Origin of the sequence: Pantoea sp. B65 (genome assembly GCF_047308185.1) — a bacterium.
Taxonomy (GTDB): Bacteria; Pseudomonadota; Gammaproteobacteria; order Enterobacterales; family Enterobacteriaceae; genus Erwinia.
On the sequence record NZ_JAHXPU010000016.1, the window covers coordinates 1 to 18603 of the forward strand.

At 54.2% G+C, this 18603-nt stretch carries 14 protein-coding genes and 1 rRNA gene; 3 read left to right on the forward strand and 12 right to left on the reverse strand.

The window, feature by feature from the left end; genetic code table 11:
• Positions 1–145 precede the first annotated feature (145 nt).
• Together rrf and JWF83_RS05375 are read left to right on the forward strand one after the other, a co-directional pair.
• Positions 146–261: ribosomal RNA gene (gene rrf / locus JWF83_RS05370) — 5S ribosomal RNA — on the forward strand.
• Between the two features lie 207 nt (positions 262–468).
• Positions 469–1773, forward strand: a complete 1305-nt coding sequence (locus JWF83_RS05375; RefSeq protein WP_413649174.1) for an MFS transporter — start codon at positions 469–471, stop codon at positions 1771–1773.
• Positions 1774–1821: 48 nt separating this feature from the next.
• On the opposite strand, the gene pssA is transcribed toward JWF83_RS05375, so the two are convergent.
• The 4 genes from pssA to trxC form a co-directional block, all read right to left on the reverse strand.
• Positions 1822–3180 (reverse strand): CDP-diacylglycerol--serine O-phosphatidyltransferase, encoded by a 1359-nt coding sequence (pssA, locus tag JWF83_RS05380; RefSeq protein ID WP_413649175.1) that lies wholly within the window; start codon positions 3178–3180, stop codon positions 1822–1824.
• A 114-nt stretch (positions 3181–3294) separates the two neighbouring features.
• Positions 3295–5952, reverse strand: coding sequence for a GNAT family N-acetyltransferase (locus JWF83_RS05385; RefSeq protein WP_413649176.1), 2658 nt, complete (start codon positions 5950–5952; stop codon positions 3295–3297).
• Between the two features lie 33 nt (positions 5953–5985).
• Positions 5986–6699 carry a tRNA-uridine aminocarboxypropyltransferase gene (locus tag JWF83_RS05390; protein WP_413649177.1) on the reverse strand — a complete coding sequence of 238 codons (714 nt, stop codon included), beginning with the start codon at positions 6697–6699 and terminating at the stop codon, positions 5986–5988.
• 126 nt (positions 6700–6825) lie between these two features.
• On the reverse strand, positions 6826–7245 hold the full coding sequence (gene trxC / locus JWF83_RS05395) for a thioredoxin TrxC (RefSeq protein ID WP_413649178.1): 420 nt from the start codon (positions 7243–7245) through the stop codon (positions 6826–6828).
• 206 nt (positions 7246–7451) lie between these two features.
• Between trxC and JWF83_RS05400 the strand changes: the two genes are divergently transcribed.
• Positions 7452–8492 (forward strand): tRNA/rRNA methyltransferase, encoded by a 1041-nt coding sequence (locus JWF83_RS05400; RefSeq protein WP_413649179.1) that lies wholly within the window; start codon positions 7452–7454, stop codon positions 8490–8492.
• A gap of 69 nt (positions 8493–8561) precedes the next feature.
• On the opposite strand, the gene emrB is transcribed toward JWF83_RS05400, so the two are convergent.
• The 8 genes from emrB to nrdF form a co-directional block, all read right to left on the reverse strand.
• Positions 8562–10094 carry a multidrug efflux MFS transporter permease subunit EmrB gene (gene emrB, locus JWF83_RS05405; protein ID WP_413649180.1) on the reverse strand — a complete coding sequence of 511 codons (1533 nt, stop codon included), beginning with the start codon at positions 10092–10094 and terminating at the stop codon, positions 8562–8564.
• Between the two features lie 17 nt (positions 10095–10111).
• Entirely contained in the window at positions 10112–11284 is a 1173-nt protein-coding gene (emrA, locus tag JWF83_RS05410; protein WP_413649181.1) for a multidrug efflux MFS transporter periplasmic adaptor subunit EmrA, read from the reverse strand.
• 151 nt (positions 11285–11435) lie between these two features.
• Positions 11436–11969 (reverse strand): transcriptional repressor MprA, encoded by a 534-nt coding sequence (gene mprA, locus JWF83_RS05415; RefSeq protein ID WP_413649182.1) that lies wholly within the window; start codon positions 11967–11969, stop codon positions 11436–11438.
• 535 nt (positions 11970–12504) lie between these two features.
• A complete protein-coding gene (locus tag JWF83_RS05420; protein WP_413649183.1) occupies positions 12505–13689 on the reverse strand; it encodes an MFS transporter in 1185 nt (394 codons plus the stop codon).
• Positions 13690–13865: 176 nt separating this feature from the next.
• The gene (gene proX / locus JWF83_RS05425; RefSeq protein WP_413649184.1) at positions 13866–14861 is read right to left on the reverse strand and encodes a glycine betaine/L-proline ABC transporter substrate-binding protein ProX; all 996 of its coding nucleotides are present in this window, start codon (positions 14859–14861) and stop codon (positions 13866–13868) included.
• Positions 14862–14929: 68 nt separating this feature from the next.
• Complete coding sequence (gene proW, locus JWF83_RS05430; protein WP_413649185.1) at positions 14930–16042, reverse strand: glycine betaine/L-proline ABC transporter permease ProW; 1113 nt, start codon at positions 16040–16042, stop codon at positions 14930–14932.
• Positions 16035–17234: a glycine betaine/L-proline ABC transporter ATP-binding protein ProV gene (gene proV / locus JWF83_RS05435; protein WP_413649186.1), complete on the reverse strand. Its 1200-nt coding sequence runs from the start codon at positions 17232–17234 to the stop codon at positions 16035–16037. Before proV ends, proW begins: the two co-directional genes overlap by 8 nt.
• A 398-nt stretch (positions 17235–17632) precedes the next feature.
• Positions 17633–18595, reverse strand: a complete 963-nt coding sequence (gene nrdF, locus JWF83_RS05440) for a class 1b ribonucleoside-diphosphate reductase subunit beta (RefSeq protein ID WP_413649187.1) — start codon at positions 18593–18595, stop codon at positions 17633–17635.
• Positions 18596–18603: the final 8 nt, after the last annotated feature.

The window sequence follows — 18603 nt, forward strand, 5'->3', positions numbered from 1 at the left end:
TGTAGGGGCGGCATTCATGCCGCCCGTGCTGATAACAGCACAGAGACAACAATTTTCAGCTCAGTTCACGGATAAAGAATCTGCGGAAACGAAGGGTTTTGTGCTGAAGCAGCGCAAAAGGTTCGTTTTATGCACAAAGAATTTGCCTGGCGGCTGTAGCGCGGTGGTCCCACCTGACCCCATGCCGAACTCAGAAGTGAAACGCCGTAGCGCCGATGGTAGTGTGGGGTCTCCCCATGCGAGAGTAGGGAACTGCCAGGCATCAAATTGAAAGGGTGGCATTTATGCCGCCGGTTAAGAAGCCTCATGCTCACGCATGGGGCTTTTTTGCGTCTGGGCATTAAGCACCGAAACCATTAAGCCTCCCCCAGCAATGCAAAATGCAAAGAATTTGATTTAAGTAACCCTCAGGTGTTTTACTGAATCCTTTGATGCTGTTTTTATCAGCAAGGAAAATGAGGGAATTCAATGGCCAACATTCTAACTGAACAACATCAACAGCAGGCTGAAACGGCGCAACAGACCAGAAAACGTATTTGGGCCATCGTCGGTGCCTCTTCGGGCAACCTGGTGGAATGGTTTGATTTCTATGTTTATTCGTTTTGCTCACTCTATTTTGCGCATATCTTCTTCCCTGCCGGTAACACTACTACCCAACTGGTACAAACTGCCGGCGTATTTGCCGCCGGTTTTCTGATGCGTCCCATTGGCGGCTGGCTATTTGGTTATATCGCCGACAAGCATGGCCGTAAAACATCAATGCTGATTTCAGTTTGTATGATGTGTTTCGGCTCACTGGTGATTGCCTGCTTACCGGGGTATGCCACGCTGGGGATCTGGGCACCGGTATTATTATTACTGGCGCGATTGTTCCAGGGGCTGTCGGTAGGGGGTGAGTATGGCACCAGCGCCACTTATATGAGTGAAGTGGCAGTGGAAGGACGCAAAGGATTCTATGCCTCGTTCCAGTATGTGACCTTAATTGGTGGTCAGTTGCTGGCCCTGTTAACGGTGGTTATCCTGCAGCAAGTTCTTTCCGATGAAGATTTGCACAGTTGGGGCTGGCGTATTCCCTTTGCCATCGGAGCAGTACTGGCGGTGGTCGCGTTATTTCTGCGGCGTTCGCTGGATGAAACGTCCGATGATAAAACCCGTGCGCATAAAGATGCTGGCAGTTTACGTGGCCTGTGGAAACAACGCCGTGCCTTTATTATGGTGCTCGGTTTTACTGCTGGCGGTTCGTTAAGTTTTTATACCTTCACTACCTATATGCAGAAATACCTGGTGAACACCTCGGGCATGGATGCGAAAACGGCCAGCGCGCTGATGACCATTGCACTGCTGGTATTTATGCTGGTGCAACCGCTAATTGGCGCTTTATCAGATAAGATTGGCCGCCGCAGCTCGATGCTAATCTTTGGTGGTTTTGCCACCCTGCTGACAGTGCCGATCCTGACGGTATTGCAGGATGTGCATAACAGCTGGATCGCCTTTGCGCTGGTGATGATCGCCTTACTGATCACCAGTTTCTATACCTCGATTAGTGGCATTCTGAAAGCGGAGATGTTCTCACCGGAAGTGCGGGCACTGGGCGTCGGGCTATCTTATGCGATAGCGAATGCGCTCTTTGGCGGTTCTGCGGAGTATGTTGCGCTGTCACTAAAAGCGGCAGGACACGAGACCAGCTTCTTCTGGTATGTGTCGGCGATGGCGGCAGTGGCATTTGTGGTCTCGCTGCTGCTGCACCGCAGAGGGAAAGGCATTACGCTGTGACTGTTCGCCAGCCCTCCCCCGGATAGCCCGGGGGAGGGAACAGAAAGTTCAAAGGATCCGGCTGATCAACTTATCTATACGGATACGACGCAGGCGGCGGATTAGCTTACGAACTTTAACCGGATAATCAGCAATGCTGTCTAAATCACGGAAGTGTTGAACCACTGAGGTATGGGTACGAATCAGGGTCAGCTCGCGTTCGCGCTGTTCCGTCAGCTGCTGCAGCGGATCATGGATTAGCACCGCATTTTCCAGATCCAGTCGCCATGCGCGCGGATTGAGGTTATTGCCGGTAATCAGCATCCATTCGTTATCCACCCAGATGCCTTTCAGGTGATAACTGTTTTCGCCATCTTTCCACAGCCTGACCTTCAGCTGTCCGCTGGTGACATAGTACTGCAGACGACTGAGAAAGCGGCGCAGATTGATTTCATACAGATAGGGCAGCGCACCAATAATTTTAAACGGCTGATCTTCCGGGATATAGAAATCGTTGGCGGTTTTATCGCCAATAATAATCTCTACCTCCTTCCCCTGACGCAGCAGATAAATGATATTGCGTACCAGTAATGCCGGCAGGTTGAAGTAAGGCGTGCAAATCGTGAGTTTTTGCTCTGCGCACGGCATTAAATGGTAGATGGTTTTATTTAGCAGGCTGCGCTTGCCGAGGCCAACTAACGGTGTGACGGCCAGCTCTTCATTACTGGCATCGCCGCTGAAATGATAGTCAAAACCGCGCAAATCCTGGCGGAACTGACGGGTCTCATTTTTGATCTCCGGGCTTTTAGGCCGCTCAGGACGATCCAGACGATGAACCGCTTCGGCGCTTTTCAGATTATTATCGATCCAGGCCAGCATGGTATCCGCCAACTGCGGATTACGGATCAGCTGATAGCGGTCATAGCGGTATTTATCGTGCTGATGCAGATAGACATCATTGATGCTGGCGCCGCTATACAGCAGGGTGTCATCAATAATAAAACCCTTCAGGTGCAGCACGCCAAGCGCTTCGCGGGTATTAACCGGAACGCCGTAGACCGGAATGGCGTTTTGCGGATCCTGCGCTGCCATCTCACAATACCAGTCGGCATTGGTTGCCGCTGCGGCGGCGCCAATACGCCCGCGCTGAGCACGATGCCAGTCAACCAGTACGCTGATATCAAGTTGTGGACGGGCGCGCTTTGCTGCGTACAGCGCAGACATGATGCCGCGACCGCCATCATCATTTTCCAGATAAAGCGCCACAATACAGATGCGACGTGTCGCACCGGCGATTTTTTCCAGCAATGTTTCGCGAAAATCGTGCGGTGAAAACAGCGTTGTCACATCAGCAACTGACTGAGAAAGTTTTGGCAGTTGTGCAAGGTGTTGTTGGTGTTTATTGCGCTTAAATTTAGACAACATCACAGTGCGCTTCTTCTCTGTTCATTGAATGGCCTTTTGCCATTAAATCATGACTGTAACCAGGAATATTAACATCAACTGCAGCGGAAGGCGTTAATTTTACCTTTCCCTACATGCTTAGTTGCCGGTGCTGGCGAGTGGCAGAGTCAGGCCGACAATACCGTCTTCCAGCTGAATATCAATTGTAAACCCCAGCTTACGCGCCAGGGTCACCATACCACGATTACCCGGCATGGTAATGCCGTTAAGTTGTTGCAGGCCATGCTCGCGGGTATACACGATCATTTTTTCCAGCAGGCGACGGCCCATACCAAGTCCTTTCAGATCAGAACGAACCAATACCGAGAACTCGGCATCGATATTGTCGGCATCAGAGATGGCCCGCGTCACGCCAATAATCTCACTCTCGCCCTGATGCTGACGCACCGCCACGAACGCCATTTCCCGATCGTAGTCGATTTGCGTCATATTCGCTAAATCATCATGAGTAAACTCGTTGATCTCACTGAAATAACGGTAGTAAAGATCCTCTTTGGTCACCTGGGCAATAAAACGCTGCAGCAGCGGTTCATCTTCCGGCAGGATTGGCCGGAACAGGCAGCGCTGACCATCTTTCAGCTCCACCAGCTCTTCCAGCATATGCGGATAAGGGCGGATCGCCAGCCGTGCCTCACTATCACCGCTAAACGGCGCCAGCTGCATGGTGACGTCAAGCAGGGTAAATTCATCACCGGCTGCTAATAGCGGATGAATATCAAGCCGTTGAATATCGGGACAGGCGACGATCAGGTTAGAGACCTTTACCAGCACCTGGCTGATGCCGGCGATATCCAGCGGGCGCAATGCGCTGCGACCGCGAATTTTGCCACTTTTTATCGCCTGGATCACCAGGTAGCGCGCCAGCGTCATATTCAGTGGCGGTAAGGCCACTACTGCCTGACGGTCGGCGAGCCACTCAATACCGCCTTCACCCAGCATAATAATCGGGCCAAACAGGGGATCCTGTTCGACCACAATGCGCAACTCCTGCGCCCCGGCACGGTTGGCCATGCTCTGCACCAGCAGGCCGTGGATCCTCGCCTGTGGCCAGGCCAGTTTTACACGATCGATAATTGCCTCGGCGGCCTGCTGTACTTCACTGGCGGTACGCAGATAGAGCATGACGCCCTGTACTTCCGATTTGTGCGGGATATCCGGTGAACGCAGTTTCAGTGCCACCGGATAACCAATCTGTCCGGCGATATGTACCGCCTCGACACTGTCATTGGCAATCCAGGTCGGCAGCGTATTGAGTCCGTAGGCTTGCAGTATCGCCTGTACTTCGTGGGTATCCAGCGTGACCGGGCCGGCAGTCAGCGCCTGCTGGATTAGCCGATGAGCATGAGCGGTATCCTGCTGCAGATCCGACGGTAATGCCGGGGTTTCCCGCAGCTGTTTCTGGTTACGCCGGTACTCGACCATATGCATAAAGGCGGTGATGGTGCCTTCCGGCGTACGATAGGTTGGGATCCCGGCTTCGCTAAAGGCACGGCGCGCGTCCGGGGAAGAGTGTTCGCCACACCAGTTGGTCAGCATTGTTACCGCATGGCCACGCGGATGCTGTTTGATTACCTCAATCAGCTGCTGAGCCGTGACGGTGGCCGGGGCGACCGCGCTGGGTGAATAGACAATCATCAGCGCGTCAAAATCATGACTATCCAGCAGCAGCCTTACCGTTGCCTGATAATGTTCGGAGGAGGCGTCATCTTTTAAGTCCAGCGGATTGCCGGGGGTGATTGTCGGCGGCAGTGCGGCAGCCAGTGCTGCGAGGGTGTCGTCGCTGAGCGTCGCCAGCTTGCCATTGCGGGCGTCGAGGGCATCCAGCGCCAGCGCCGCCGGGGCGGCGCCGTTGCTGATAATCATCAGACGTTCACCACGCAGCGGGCGCATATGGCTTAAGGTTTCTACTGCGGAAAATAGCTCATGGGTATCCTGCACACGCAGTAAACCGGCGCGCTGAATGGCGGCGTCCCATGCGGCGTCAAGGCCGGGATGAGTTTTCAGCAATGCCTGCGCCCGTTCGCTACGCCCGCTTTTGATCACCAGAATAGGCTTATTCCGTGAGGCGCTACGCGCGGCGGAGACAAAACGCCGGGCATCACTCAGATGCTCAAGATAGAGCAGGATCGCACTGGTTTTGCCATCGCGGGCGAGGAAATCAAGCAGATCGTCGGCATCAATATCAAGGCTGTCACCGAGGGCGATAAACCAGGAAAAGCCCATCTGCCGCTGCTGCGCCCAGTCCAGAATGGTGTTCGACACCGCCGCCGACTGCGAAATAAACGCCAGTTTCCCTTTTCCGATCGGTACCGGCGAAAAACTGGCGTTAAGTCCCTGCCACGGCGCCAGCAGCCCAAGGCTGTTTGGCCCCAGCAGACGGATTTGCCATTTGCTGGCGCAGGCTTTCAGCGCGGCAAGCTGGCTGTCGGGAGCGGAGAGAATGATACAGGCTTTGCAGCCACGTTCCCCCAGCTGTTGTAACAGGCTGAGATTACGACCGGCATTGGTACAGATAACCGCGAGGTCGGGAGCCAGCGGCAGGCTGGCGATATCTGGCCAGGCGAGTACGCCGCAGACGGCTTTGTAGCGTGGCGTTACCGGCAGGATCGGACCGCTGAAGTTGCCGTCCAGCAGGTTACGCATCATCAGATAACCCGCTCGTTGTGGTTTTATCGAAGCGCCAATTACCGCAATCGATTTAGGACGTAACAGTGCTTCCAGGCCGCGTTGGCTCATTTCCAGCTCCCGTAGAAAGTGATTAGCCTGATTCTAAACGCTTTCTGCGACTTCTGCCGTGAGATGGATTGGATGATGAGGTTTTCCCGCCAGATAACGTTGACGGAATAAATTGAAGTGTTGATCAAGCGCCTGTGCCGCTGCGCTATCACCGGCCTGTGCCAGCAGCTGGGCGGCAACTTCCGCGGTACAGTGCTGTCCGGCGCCATGGGCTTCGCGCAGGGTATAATTCGAGACGGTGGTCAGTGTCAGGGACATTACCGGCAGCGCATCAAGCCACGGGCTTTTGCGAAACATTTTGCGCGCTTCGGTCCAGGTGCCGTCCAGCATAATAAACAGCGGCGGTTTTCCGCTCAGGGGCGGCGTATTCAGTACCGGCCGACCGGCATCAGCATAGGATTCGGGAAATACCACCAGCGGCTGAACTCCGGGATCCTGCACCGCCGCGAGCAGCGCCGGGTCGGGTTCGGTACGCGACCAGCCAAAAGCCTGCGTATCCGGCAAAATATCGGCAATCAGCCGTCCGGTATTACTGGGTTTCATCGGTTCAGTATCAAACATCACCAGGCAGAAACGGCTACGCGCCAGCTGCGGCGAGATAGTCTCGCACAGGCAATTTTTTTGCGGCAGCAGACAACCCTGACAACGAATGGTGCGATTTCCGCGCGCGAGAAACGGGCGGGTGGCGCGGGCAAGGCGTTCGGCGCGCAGCCGCAGGACGGCATTGGATGGGTAAAGAGCGGTCATAAGGCGGCATCAGAAAGAAAAAAGCAGTGTAGCGGAAAAAATCATAAAAACGTAGGGGCGGCTGTATGCCGCCCGTACTGACAATATACCCCGCATCCTGCGTATTTATGCCGCCCGCGCCACTGTTTAAAGCGATTCATCCAGCCATGCTGAGAAGGGGGCTTTTGGCATGGCGCCATTCAGCATATCCACCATCTGTCCCTGCTTAAACAACATAATGGTTGGGATACTGCGGATACGAAAGCGTGCGCTCAGCTCTGGTTCCGCTTCGGTATTAACCTTAATAAAGCGTATTTTGCCGCTGCGTTCTTCTGCCACATCTTCATAAACCGGCGCAAAGTTAACGCAGGGACCGCACCACGGAGCCCAAAAATCCACCACTACCGGCAGGTCGTCCTGCAGATACTTATCCAGGGTGGCCGCAGTGGCGTTGATAACGTCGCCGTCAAATAGCGGGCTGCCGCAACGACCGCATTTCGCATTGTCAGTAATACGATCTTCCGGAACGCGATTCGTCGCCTGACATGATGCACAAACCGTATTCATGGTTCACCTCAAAGAGTGGGTTATTGGTGAGCGTTTACTAACCGCCCGGCATATTTCTGTGGCTAATTATCGGACCACCTTGCCACATCAACAACGTGGAATCCCCAATGGGTATAATAGTTAATAGCTTTTGGTGGAAGTTAATAGCTTAGCGTGGTCACATCAGGTAATCTGCGCGCTTCGCGCTCAGCCAGGTGGAGGAAAAGATGAACGACGAATTTAAAGGTAAAAGCGGCAAAGTCAAAGTGATGTATGTCCGCGGTGATGACGAGAAAGATAAGCGTGGGCAAAACCCACGTACCGGTAAAGGTGGCCGCCCGGCCGCATCTCGTCAGGATGGCAATCGTCGTCCTTCCCGAAATGCTGATGATAAGCCCCGCGGCGGGCGCGATAGCGGTCATAGTGACTCGCCATGGCGCACGGTTTCTCGTGCACCAACGGCAGCAGCAGAAGATAACAAACCCGATCACGGTGGTATCAGCGGGAAAAGTTATATCGATCCGGAACAGCTGCGTCGGCAGCGCATGGAAGAAACTCGCGTCTATGGCGAAAATGCCTGTCAGGCATTGTTTCTAAGCCGTCCGGAGTGCATTGTTCGCGCATGGTTTGTGCAGGAAGTTACGCCACGTTTTCGTGAAGCGTTGCGCTGGATGGCCGCTAATCGTAAAGCCTACCATGTGGTGGATGAAGCTGAGCTGGCCAAGGCTTCAGGAACCGAGCACCACGGTGGTGTTTGCTTCCTGATTAAGAAGCGTTCAGGGATGCCGGTAAGTGAATGGCTCTCCGGCGCAGGCGAGAAAGACTGTGTACTGGCGCTGGAAGATGTCGGCAACCCACATAATCTCGGCGGCATTATGCGCAGCTGTGCGCACTTTGGCGTCAAAGGTTTGCTGGTTGATGATGCGTCACTGCTGGAGTCCGGTGCGGCAGTGCGTACCGCCGAAGGCGGCGCGGAACATGTGCAGGCGATTAGCGGCGAAAGTTTTGTTGCTGGTCTGGATGCTTTCCGTAAAGCAGGCTACACCATTGTTACCACTTCCAGCCATAAAGGCACGCCGCTGGCTCGCGTCGAGCTGCCTGCCAAAATGGTACTGGTTCTGGGGCAGGAGCGTGATGGTCTGTCAGATAGCGCCTGGCAACAGGGTGATCTGAGCGTATCGATTGGCGGTACCGGTAAGGTGGAGAGCCTGAACGTCTCCGTTGCCACCGGGGTGCTGTTAGCCGAGTGGTGGCGTCAGAATAGTTAATCCGATGTGGGCGGCATGAATGCCGCCCCTGCACCAGAATACCAGGGGAGCCATTGATGGCTCCCTTTTTTAATGGGCGCCGCCGCCGCTGCCGGAACCAAACGGCGGACGGGCAAACCACACCAGCGCCAGCAGCACCAGGAACACCCCGGCAGAAGCCCAGAAGATCTCATTGGCGGAAATAATCAGCCCCTGATTGGTAATCTGCTGCGCAATATAAGCTGACGCCTGCTGTTGCGTCATGCCTGCCTGTTCCAGCTGAAGATACATCGCCTGTGAGTTGGCGTTGTACGGTGTTACCGACTCGGCCAGATAACTGTGATGCATCGATTCCCGATTAATCCACATGGTGGTGGTAATCGAGGTGCCAATCGAACCCGCCAGCGTTCGGGCGAAGTTGGACAAACTTGATGCCGCCGCCAGCCGCTGCGGGGGTAAACCTGACAGAGTGATGGTGGTGAGCGGCATAAAGAAGCAGGCCACGGCAAATCCCTGAATAAACTGCGGCCATGCCGATGCGCCAAAATCCATCCCCGGCTCAAAGGTATAAGCACGCCAGTAGAAGCAGACGGCATACATAATAAAGCTGAAAGTCACCAGCCGGCGCATATCAAGTTTATGGGCGAAGCGACCAATGATCGGCGACAGAATCACCGGAATAATCCCTACCGGCGCCGAAGCCAGACCCGCCCAGGTTGCGGTATAGCCGTATACCTCCTGCAATAGCTGCGGCAACAGCACTATCGAGCCGAAGTAAAGCATATAGGCGAGGCTGATCGACAAACAGCCAATCGTGAAGTTTCGCGATTTAAACAACGAAAGATCGATAATCGGATGATCGTCGGTCAGCTCCCAGACCAGCAGCACCAGCAGTGCCGACACCGCAATAACCGTCAGCGCGATAATTTCTGTAGAGTTAAACCAGTCCAGCTCTTTCCCCTGATCCAGCATGATCTGCAGGGAACCAATCCCGACTACCAGCAGTACCAGGCCGACAGTATCAATCGGTTTGATCTCGGTTTGGGTTTCGCGATTGCGTAGCGTTTGCAAGGTCAGCGCGACCACCATCACCCCAATCGGCACGTTGATAAAGAAGATCCAGCCCCAGTGATAGTTATCGCTGATCCAGCCGCCAAGGATCGGGCCGCAAATTGGCGCGACAATTACCGTCATCGCCCATAACGACAGGGCGATACTGCGTTTGGCTGGTGGATAGTTACTCAGCAGCAAACTTTGTGATAACGGGATCAGTGGTCCGGCGACCACGCCCTGAATCACGCGGAAAAAGATCAGCATGCTAAGGCTTTCGGACATGCCACACGCCCAGGAGGCGAGAACAAAGGCGATGGTCGCCCACAGGAACAGTTTCACTTCACCGACCCGTTTCGCCAGCCAGCCGGTGATAGGGATCGAGATCGCATTGGCCACGCCAAACGAGGTGATAACCCAGGTGCCCTGAGAGTTAGAGGCGCCGAGGTTACCGGCAATCGTCGGGATTGCCACGTTAGCGATAGTGGAGTCCAGCACCTGCATAAAGGTCGCCAGTGACAGGGCGATGGTCATCAGGACCAGCTGGGCTCCCTCAAGCGGTTTTTGTGCCATAACAGCCTCCCGCTTTCTTAGCCTGCATTGGCGCGAATAATATCGCTAATCAGCTGGTTAACCGGCGCTAAATCGAGTGCCAGCGCATTACTTTCATAAGCCGGGGACTGACGCACGCTGTTAGCCAGCACGGTACCTTCTTTATTCTGAGTATCGACTTTCACCAGCGTCGAGAGACCAATACGCAGTGGATGCTTGTCAATTTCAGCGGCATCCAGCTCAATACGTACCGGCAGTCGCTGTACCACTTTGATCCAGTTGCCGGTAGCATTCTGTGCCGGAAGCAGTGAGAAGGCGCTGCCGGTCCCCATATCCAGCCCGACAACTTTTCCGTGATACTCGACATCATCGCCGTAAATATCACTGATTACCGTTGCCGGTTGACCAATGCGCACATCGGCGAGCTGGGTCTCTTTAAAGTTGGCGTCTATCCACAGATTCTTCGCCGGAACCACCGCTAACAGTGGGGTGGCCGAAGTGATCTGCGAGCCGACCTGAACGCTGCGGCGTGAAACAAAACCGTCCATCGGACTGACGATTTCGGTACGTTGCAGCGCCAGCCAGGCATCGCGCAGGGCGGCGGCGTTCTGTTTCACCGCCGGCTGGTTTTCCAGCGAGGTGTTAAGAATCATCGCCTGATTGGCATTGAACTGCTGAACGGCAACATCCAGTTGTGCTTTGGCTGTCGCCACCGCATCGCGTGAGTGCTGCAGTTCTTCACGGCCGATCAGGTTAGCGCTGCCAAGCGGTTCACGACGCTTCAGATCCGCCTCTGCCTGCATAAGGGCGGTTTTCTGCAGATCGATAGACGCCTGATACTGTTTACCGTTAATCATCAGCTGATGGGTCTGACGCACGCTGGTGGCCAGCGCGGTCTGTGCTTTTTCGAATGCCTGTTCCGCATCGGTTTTATCAAGGGTGATCAGCACATCCCCTTTTTTCACATAGTCGGTATCGTCAAACCATACTTTATTGACGCTGCCTGCGACCTGCGCCATCACCTGCACCTGGTTACCCGCAACATAGGCGTCATCAGTCTCCTGATAGTGGCGTAGCACCAGGAACCAGTAAGTCAGGTATGCGATACCAATCACGATAAACACGACAGCCAGAAAAATTAGCGCGGTTTTGCGCTTTTTCTTTTTTTTCGCTGGCTGCTGCGGGTTCTGGATTTCCGCATTTGCACTCATGGTGTTCTCCACGTTTTTCACGTATTACGGGGCTGCGCCCATCCCTGCGCGCAACGTCCCGAGCCTAAAATGCCAGCGTGATTAGCGCTGGCATGGATAAATGGGGGGGGTAAAGTAACGGTTTCTAAGCGTGATTGTGTCGCAGTTATTGCTATTGACGCGAAAGTGACGAGATAACTTGTTCTTCGTCCATTTGATCGAGGCGGTTCAGCAACTTGCGGGTGATCCCTTCCAGCTGCGTTTTCTCAGCATTGCTTAGCGAAGACCACAGATACTGCAGGCTCTGGTGCTGGGGCGGCAGCAGCTGACGCAGGAACTCATTACCTTTCTCGGTTAAGGTCAGATACAGGCAACGACGGTCGTTGTCGCTTTCACGACGCTCAATCCAGCCGCGCTTTTCCAGCTCATCCGCGATACGGGTGGCATTGGTGCGGGAAGAGCCAAGTGCCGCGCTCAGTTCAGACGGTTGAATACTCTGGTTTTCCTGCGCATCCAGGGTAATTAACGCCATGAAGAGTGTCTCGTTAATCCCCTGAGCTTTCAGCATTTTATTGCGATTTTCCAGCAACTTGCCCTGCATATGCATACACAGGCGCGTCAGCATGATTTCCTGCAAAGGAAAGTCTTTTTGACGATTGGCGCGAAAATTTAGCATCTGTTCAATGGGAGTAAACGAACTTTCCATCTTAGGGGAACCTCATTAGTTGCAACTGGTATAGTAACGATGGTGACTTATAAAGTGTAGGCACTTTTTGAGCGGCGATTGTTTTCAGGCTCACAAAATCATCATCAACAATTTCCAGGTCACTCCATAACCCAGGGCACGTAACAGCGTAATTAATCCGGTGCTGTTGGTGAGAAAAAAGGTACTTTTTTACCGGCCTGGTGGAGCTCGGCCTGGTGTTAAAAGGCAAAAAATGAGCAGCGAATTGGCTACGAGTAACCGCGCCGGAGGTGCGCTGAAGGCGGCGGCAGGCTACCGTGGCAAGAAAAGAAGAGAGGGCAACCATCTGACGGCGGCTATCTCTGACATGCGCGCAGCGGACAGGACGTGCCAGGGTGGCGTTGACCACGGCACTGGACACTATTCCTTTCCAATTGCTTATTAGTTGCATGCGTAAAAATAACCAGCCTGAATAAGTAACGTTAAACAATACCAGAGTGCGCAAGGGCTTTATACCCCGTCGCCATTGAAAATCCCTCAATTTACTATTTGCAGGCTAATTGCTGCCGTCTTCGTGACGGTATCCGCGCCACCAGCCGAATAAATTCAGCAGTGTCAGGATCGCCCCGGCAGTACAGACGCCATACCAGCCGGCATGCCGGAAGGCGGTGGCGGAGACCAGCGAGCCGACCGCGCCGCCAATAAAGTAGCTGGTCATATAGCCGGAGGTCAGACGGTTACGCGCTTCTGGCATGCGACGATAAATCACGCTCTGGTTGGTGATATGTACCCCCTGAACCGCCAGGTCGAGCAGAATAATGCCGATAATCAGCGCAATAAGTGAGTGGGCGCCAACTGCGGTTATAGCCCAGGATATCAGCATAATCAGCAACCCCAGCGAGGTAGTGAGCCGCGCTTTGCCTTTATCTGCCAGACTTCCCGCCTGGCGCGCCGCCAGTGCCCCGGCAGCGCCGACCAGTCCCAGCAGGCCAATAACCCCTTCGGAGTAGTTATAGGGCGGCGACGCCAGCAGAAAGGCCATTGAGGTCCAGAGCACACTGAAATTGGCAAAAGAGAGGCAGCCAATAATGGCGCGGGTTCGGATCACACGATTGCCGGCATACAGCTGAAAAATGGAACCCAGTAACTGCGGATAGTTCAGTGGCGTGGACTGGCGATAGCGTGGCAAATAGCGCCACAGCGCCAGCGACATCAGCACCATCAGTACGCTGGCGACCCAGTACACCGTGCGCCAGCCGCCCAGCTGGGCTAAACCGCCGGCGACGGTTCGCGCCAGCAGAATCCCTAACAGCAGGCCGCTCATCACAGTACCGACCACTTTGCCGCGTTTTTCCGCTGCCGCCAGCGAAGCGGCAAGCGGAACCAGAATTTGTGCGACCACGGAAAACAACCCGGTTAATGCGGTGCCGATCAACATCATCGTCAGGCTGGATGACCGGGCGGTGACCACCATGCCACCGGCGGCCAGCAAACTCATCACAACAATCAGGCCACGACGCTCCAGCATATCGCCAAGCGGCACCAGCAGCAGCAGTCCGGCGGCATAACCGAGTTGGGCGGTGGTGACGATAAAACCGGCCTGGTTGATGGAGAGGTCAAAGCTGCGGGCGATGGTTTCCAGCAGTGGCTGAACGTAGTAGTTACAAGCAACGGAGAGGCCGGTCGCCAGTGACATCAGTGCCACCAGTGTCGAACTAAGCCCCTGGGGTGCAGATTTCATAAGCAGTTAACAGCGTTGATAAGTGGAATAGGCTAATAGTAACTCAAATAACTATTTCATTGTCGTTGTCATTAACAGGACAAACCAGTAGCGCAGATTATCGCAATAAAAAAGGCGGCATCAATGCCGCCTTTACGCCAGGTTACGCGAGCCATTAATGGCCCCGCCGGCGCGGTTTATTTTGCTGCCGCCGCCGCGTCAGACACCCACTTATCAAACTGAGCCTGATGCGCTTTGATCCAGCCATCAACATGACGCGCAATATCGCTTTCAGATGACTCGCCAGTATGCATACGCGAGTTCTGGGCGTTGATATCGGCAACCGGCAGTTTCATCTCGGCAAACAGTTTCGCTGCTGCCGGGTTTTTCTCTGTCCATGCTTTATTCGCCACGATATGCATCGAATTTACCGGGAAGCCATAGTTGGCGCCGTTCGGCAGTTTGGTATCGACATTTTTCTGTTCGCCAGGCATTGAAGAGAACGGCACCTGCAGCCAGACTACATCTTTACCCGGGACCAGTACGTCGCTGACCCAGTACGGGGTCCAGGTGTAGTACAGGATCGGCTTACCTTCTTTATAACGGGTAATGGTGTCGGCAATCATTGCCGAATAGTTACCCTGATTATGCTCTACCGTGTTGCTGAGCTCGTAAGCTTTAATCTGGTGGTTAATCACCGCTTCACAGCCCCAGCCTGGCGTACAGCCGGTGAGATCGGCTTTACCGTCGCCATTGGTATCAAACAGCTTCGCCAGTTTTGGATCTTTCAACTGATCGATACGGGTGATGTGGTACTTCTCCGCCGTTTTCTTATCAATCAGATAACCCTGGGCAGCGCCTTCAACGTAATTACCCTCGCGATAAAACTTTTTGTCGCCGCCCGCGGCTTTGTACATATCGTCATGCAGCGGCTGCCAGTTGACGGCAGTAAAAGTGGCATCGCCAGAGGCAATGGAGGTGTAACCAACGTTATAGTCAACTTCGCTGGTGGTATCGACGGTATAGCCAAGTTTTTCCAGCGCGCGGCTCACCAGCTGCGTCTGGAAGGTCTCTTCAGAAATGGTGCTCTGCACCGGTTTTACGGTAATGCCTTTACCCGGCATTTCTGCTGCGGAAATCTGTGTTGCGGCCAGAGTAGTTAACGCGGCGGCCAGAATGGTTATCTTGCGCATAGTGATCCCTTATTCGTGTGGATTGTGCTGCGTAGACAGGCGGTACGGCTGGCGCACCGCCTGAAAGATTAGCGGATAAACGGACGTGTCAGCAGGCCAACAGGGCCGGACGCATACCAGCGACGCGGCCCACGGCTGCGGCTGGTGCGGCCGAGGGATTGGGTCAGACGGTCGAGAATAATGGCGAGGATCACGATACCAACGCCGCCGACGGTAGCGAGGCCCATATCCAGGCGGCCAATACCACGCAGTACCATCTGTCCCAGACCGCCAACGGCGATCATCGAGGCGATAACCACCATCGACAGCGCCAGCATCAGGGTCTGGTTAACCCCGGCCATAATGGTTGGCATCGCCAGCGGCAGCTGCACTTTGAACAGCATCTGGCGCGGGTTGGCGCCAAAGGACTCGGCGGCTTCGATCAGATCTGCCGGCACCTGTTTGATGCCAAGAATGGTCAGACGCACAATTGGCGGCAGGGCAAAGATAATGGTGACCACCACGCCGGGTACGTTACCGATACCAAACAGCATCACGATCGGCACCAGATAGACAAACGCTGGCGTCGTCTGCATCGCATCCAGCAGCGGACGAATAATTTTCGCCGCGCGCTCACTGCGTGCCAGCCAGATACCGAGCGGGAGTCCGATAACAATACAGAACAGTAGCGCAGTGAGTACCAGCGCCAGAGTGACCATCGCCTGCGACCAGGCGCCAATCGCGCCAATGATAATCAGCGACACCAGCGTGGCGATCCCCATACCGAGGCTGGAAAGCTGCCAGGCGATCAGCGCGAAGATAATAATCGCCACCGGCGCTGGCATACCCAGCAGTAACTGCTGGAAGGCGCCAAGGATATAATCCACCGGTACCCGGATGCCCTGGAACAGCGGGCGGAAATGAGAAACCACCCAGTCGATCCCTTCCGTAACCCAGCTGTCCAGCGGGATCAGCGTCTTGTGGAACGGATCGAGCAGATTGAAGTGTTCCGCCTGTGGCGCTGGCGCACTGCTCAGCCAGTCGCTGCTGCTGGCCGCTGCATCATGGCCGCTGGCGGAAGGGGCCGGCGAGCCCCAGGCATCGCTGCCGGCGCTGCTGCTGGCGGCACTGCTGCTGTCAGCGGCGGGTGTGTTGGTTTGCGCTGGCGCGGTTTCCCATGGATTTGCCGTTTGCTTACTCATTGGTTGCCCCCTCGCGATCTAATGCCTGTAGTAACGTGCCTTTGGAGATAATGCCGATGTACTGATCTTCCTCACCAACGATCGGCACCGCACACGGCGCCTGCGCCACATGAGACAGCAACTCATTAAGTGAGGTATCGCCCGGCACTGCGGCAGGAGACGCGAGTAATGCCGCATCCAGCCCTTCACCGGCGGCCAGCGCCGTTTTCAGTGAGTCGACGGAGACGATACCGACAAACTTCTGCCGCTCAAGGACGTAACCGTATTCGCGGTCAGCATCCTGCAGCAGTTTGAGCGCCGAGCGCGGGCCGAAACCTGGCGCTTTACGCATCAAAGCACCGGCACTACGACGGGCGATATCTTTGGCGCTAAACACATGGCTGATATCCACACCGCGGAAGAAGGTGCGCACATAGTCATTGGCGGGGTTATTCAGAATTTCATCCGGCGTGCCGACCTGCACCACTTCACCGCCCTGCATAATGGCAATACGATCGCCAATACGCATCGCTTCATCGAGGTCATGCGAAATAAACACAATGGTACGCTGGTGTCTGGACTGCAGTTTTACCAGCTCATCCTGCATCTCGGTACGGATCAATGGGTCAAGCGCAGAGAAGGCTTCATCCATCAGCAAAATATCCGGATTAATCGCCAGAGCGCGCGCTAATCCGACGCGCTGCCGCATACCGCCGGAAAGCTCATCCGGATAAGCGTGGGAGTAATTATCCAGCCCCACCTGACGCAGCGCGTCCAGCGCTTTTTCCTGCCGTTCCTGCAACGGAACACCGGCTAATTCCATACCGAAGGCAGCGTTATTTAATACCGTCATATGCGGCATCAGCGCGAATGACTGAAATACCATGCTGATTTTATTTCGACGGACCTGACGCAGTTCACTGTCAGATATTTTCGCGATGTCGACACCATCAATTATGACCTGCCCGCGAGTAGGTTCTATCAGACGATTGAGAAGGCGAACCATGGTTGATTTACCGGAGCCGGATAATCCCATGATGACAAAGATCTCGCCTTCTTCAATGGCCAGACTGGCGTCTTTAACCCCGAGGGAAAGGCCGGTTTTCTCCAGCAAAGCCTCTTTGCTGATGCCTTTCTCAATGTGCTTAAACGCACGCTCAGGATTTTCCCCGAATACTTTATATAAATTTTTAACTTCTAGTTTAATTGCCATGTAATAATTAAATTCCCGTTGAATGGTTAATTATCTTATATTTATTCATTTGCCCAGGTTAAATAAATTCGGCATATACCCTAACACACTGAGATTATCTGACAACCCTTGACGGGCGCAGCGGGGGAATTCTGTGGGACATGGATCTTTGATAATGCCAGAGCAGACAAGGGATTACGGCGGATGAAAAAAGATGAAAATTTATTGCTATTTCCCCCGCGAATTTGTCCCTTGCCCGGAGAATATGACTGAGAAAAGGTAATGATATTTAATGTGGCAGGGGGAAATATGACGGATTTATTATCATAAAATAAGCAGGCTTATTGCCTGAATTTCGGGGAATAAAGCAGCATTAACTGGAAATAGGGGATGCCTGTCGGACACCCCCATGGTAGCGCTTAAAAGTTCCAGTCATCATCCTCGGTATCGACGGCTTTTCCCATCACATAGGAGGAACCGGAACCAGAGAAGAAGTCATGGTTTTCATCGGCATTTGGCGATAACGCGGCGAGGATCGCCGGGTTAACTGTCGCCATTTCCGCCGGGAACAGGGCATCGTAGCCGAGGTTCATCAGTGCTTTGTTGGCGTTGTAATGCAGGAAGGCTTTTACCTCTTCACTCCAGCCTACTTCGTCATACAGCGCTTCGGTATACGCCAGTTCATTTTCGTACAGCGCCAGTATTAAATCATAGGCAAATTGCTGTAGCTCTTCCCGGCGCGCATCGTCGGCTTTCTCCAGCGACTTCTGATATTTATAGCCGATATAATAGCCATGTACCGCTTCATCACGAATAATCAGGCGGATCAGATCGGCGGTATTGGTCAGCTTGCCGCGGCTGGACCAGTACATCGGTAAATAAAAGCCGGAATAGAACAGGAAGGATTCAAGAAATACGCTGGCAATTTTTTTCTTCAGCGGATCGTCATTATGGTAGTGCTCAAGAATGATTTCGGCCTTGCGCTGCAGCGGCTGATTATCCTCGCTCCACTGATAAGCGGCGTCGACAGCGCTGGTATGGCACAGCGTCGAGAAGATCGAACTGTAGGAGCGCGCATGTACCGCTTCCATAAAGCAGATATTCGACATCACCGCTTCTTCGTGCGGCGTCAGCGCATCGGCCATCAGTGCCGGAGCGCCGAGGGTATTCTGGATGGTATCAAGCAGCGTCAGACCGGTAAACACGCGGATGGTAAGCTGTTGCTCCTGGGCATTCAGGCTGTGCCACGAGGGCAGATCGTTGGACAGCGGCAGCTTTTCCGGCAGCCAGAAGTTGGCGGTCAGACGATTCCACACCTCCAGATCTTTATCATCCTGAATCTGGTTCCAGTTAATGGCTTGTACGCGTTTTAATCGAGTCATAATCTGTT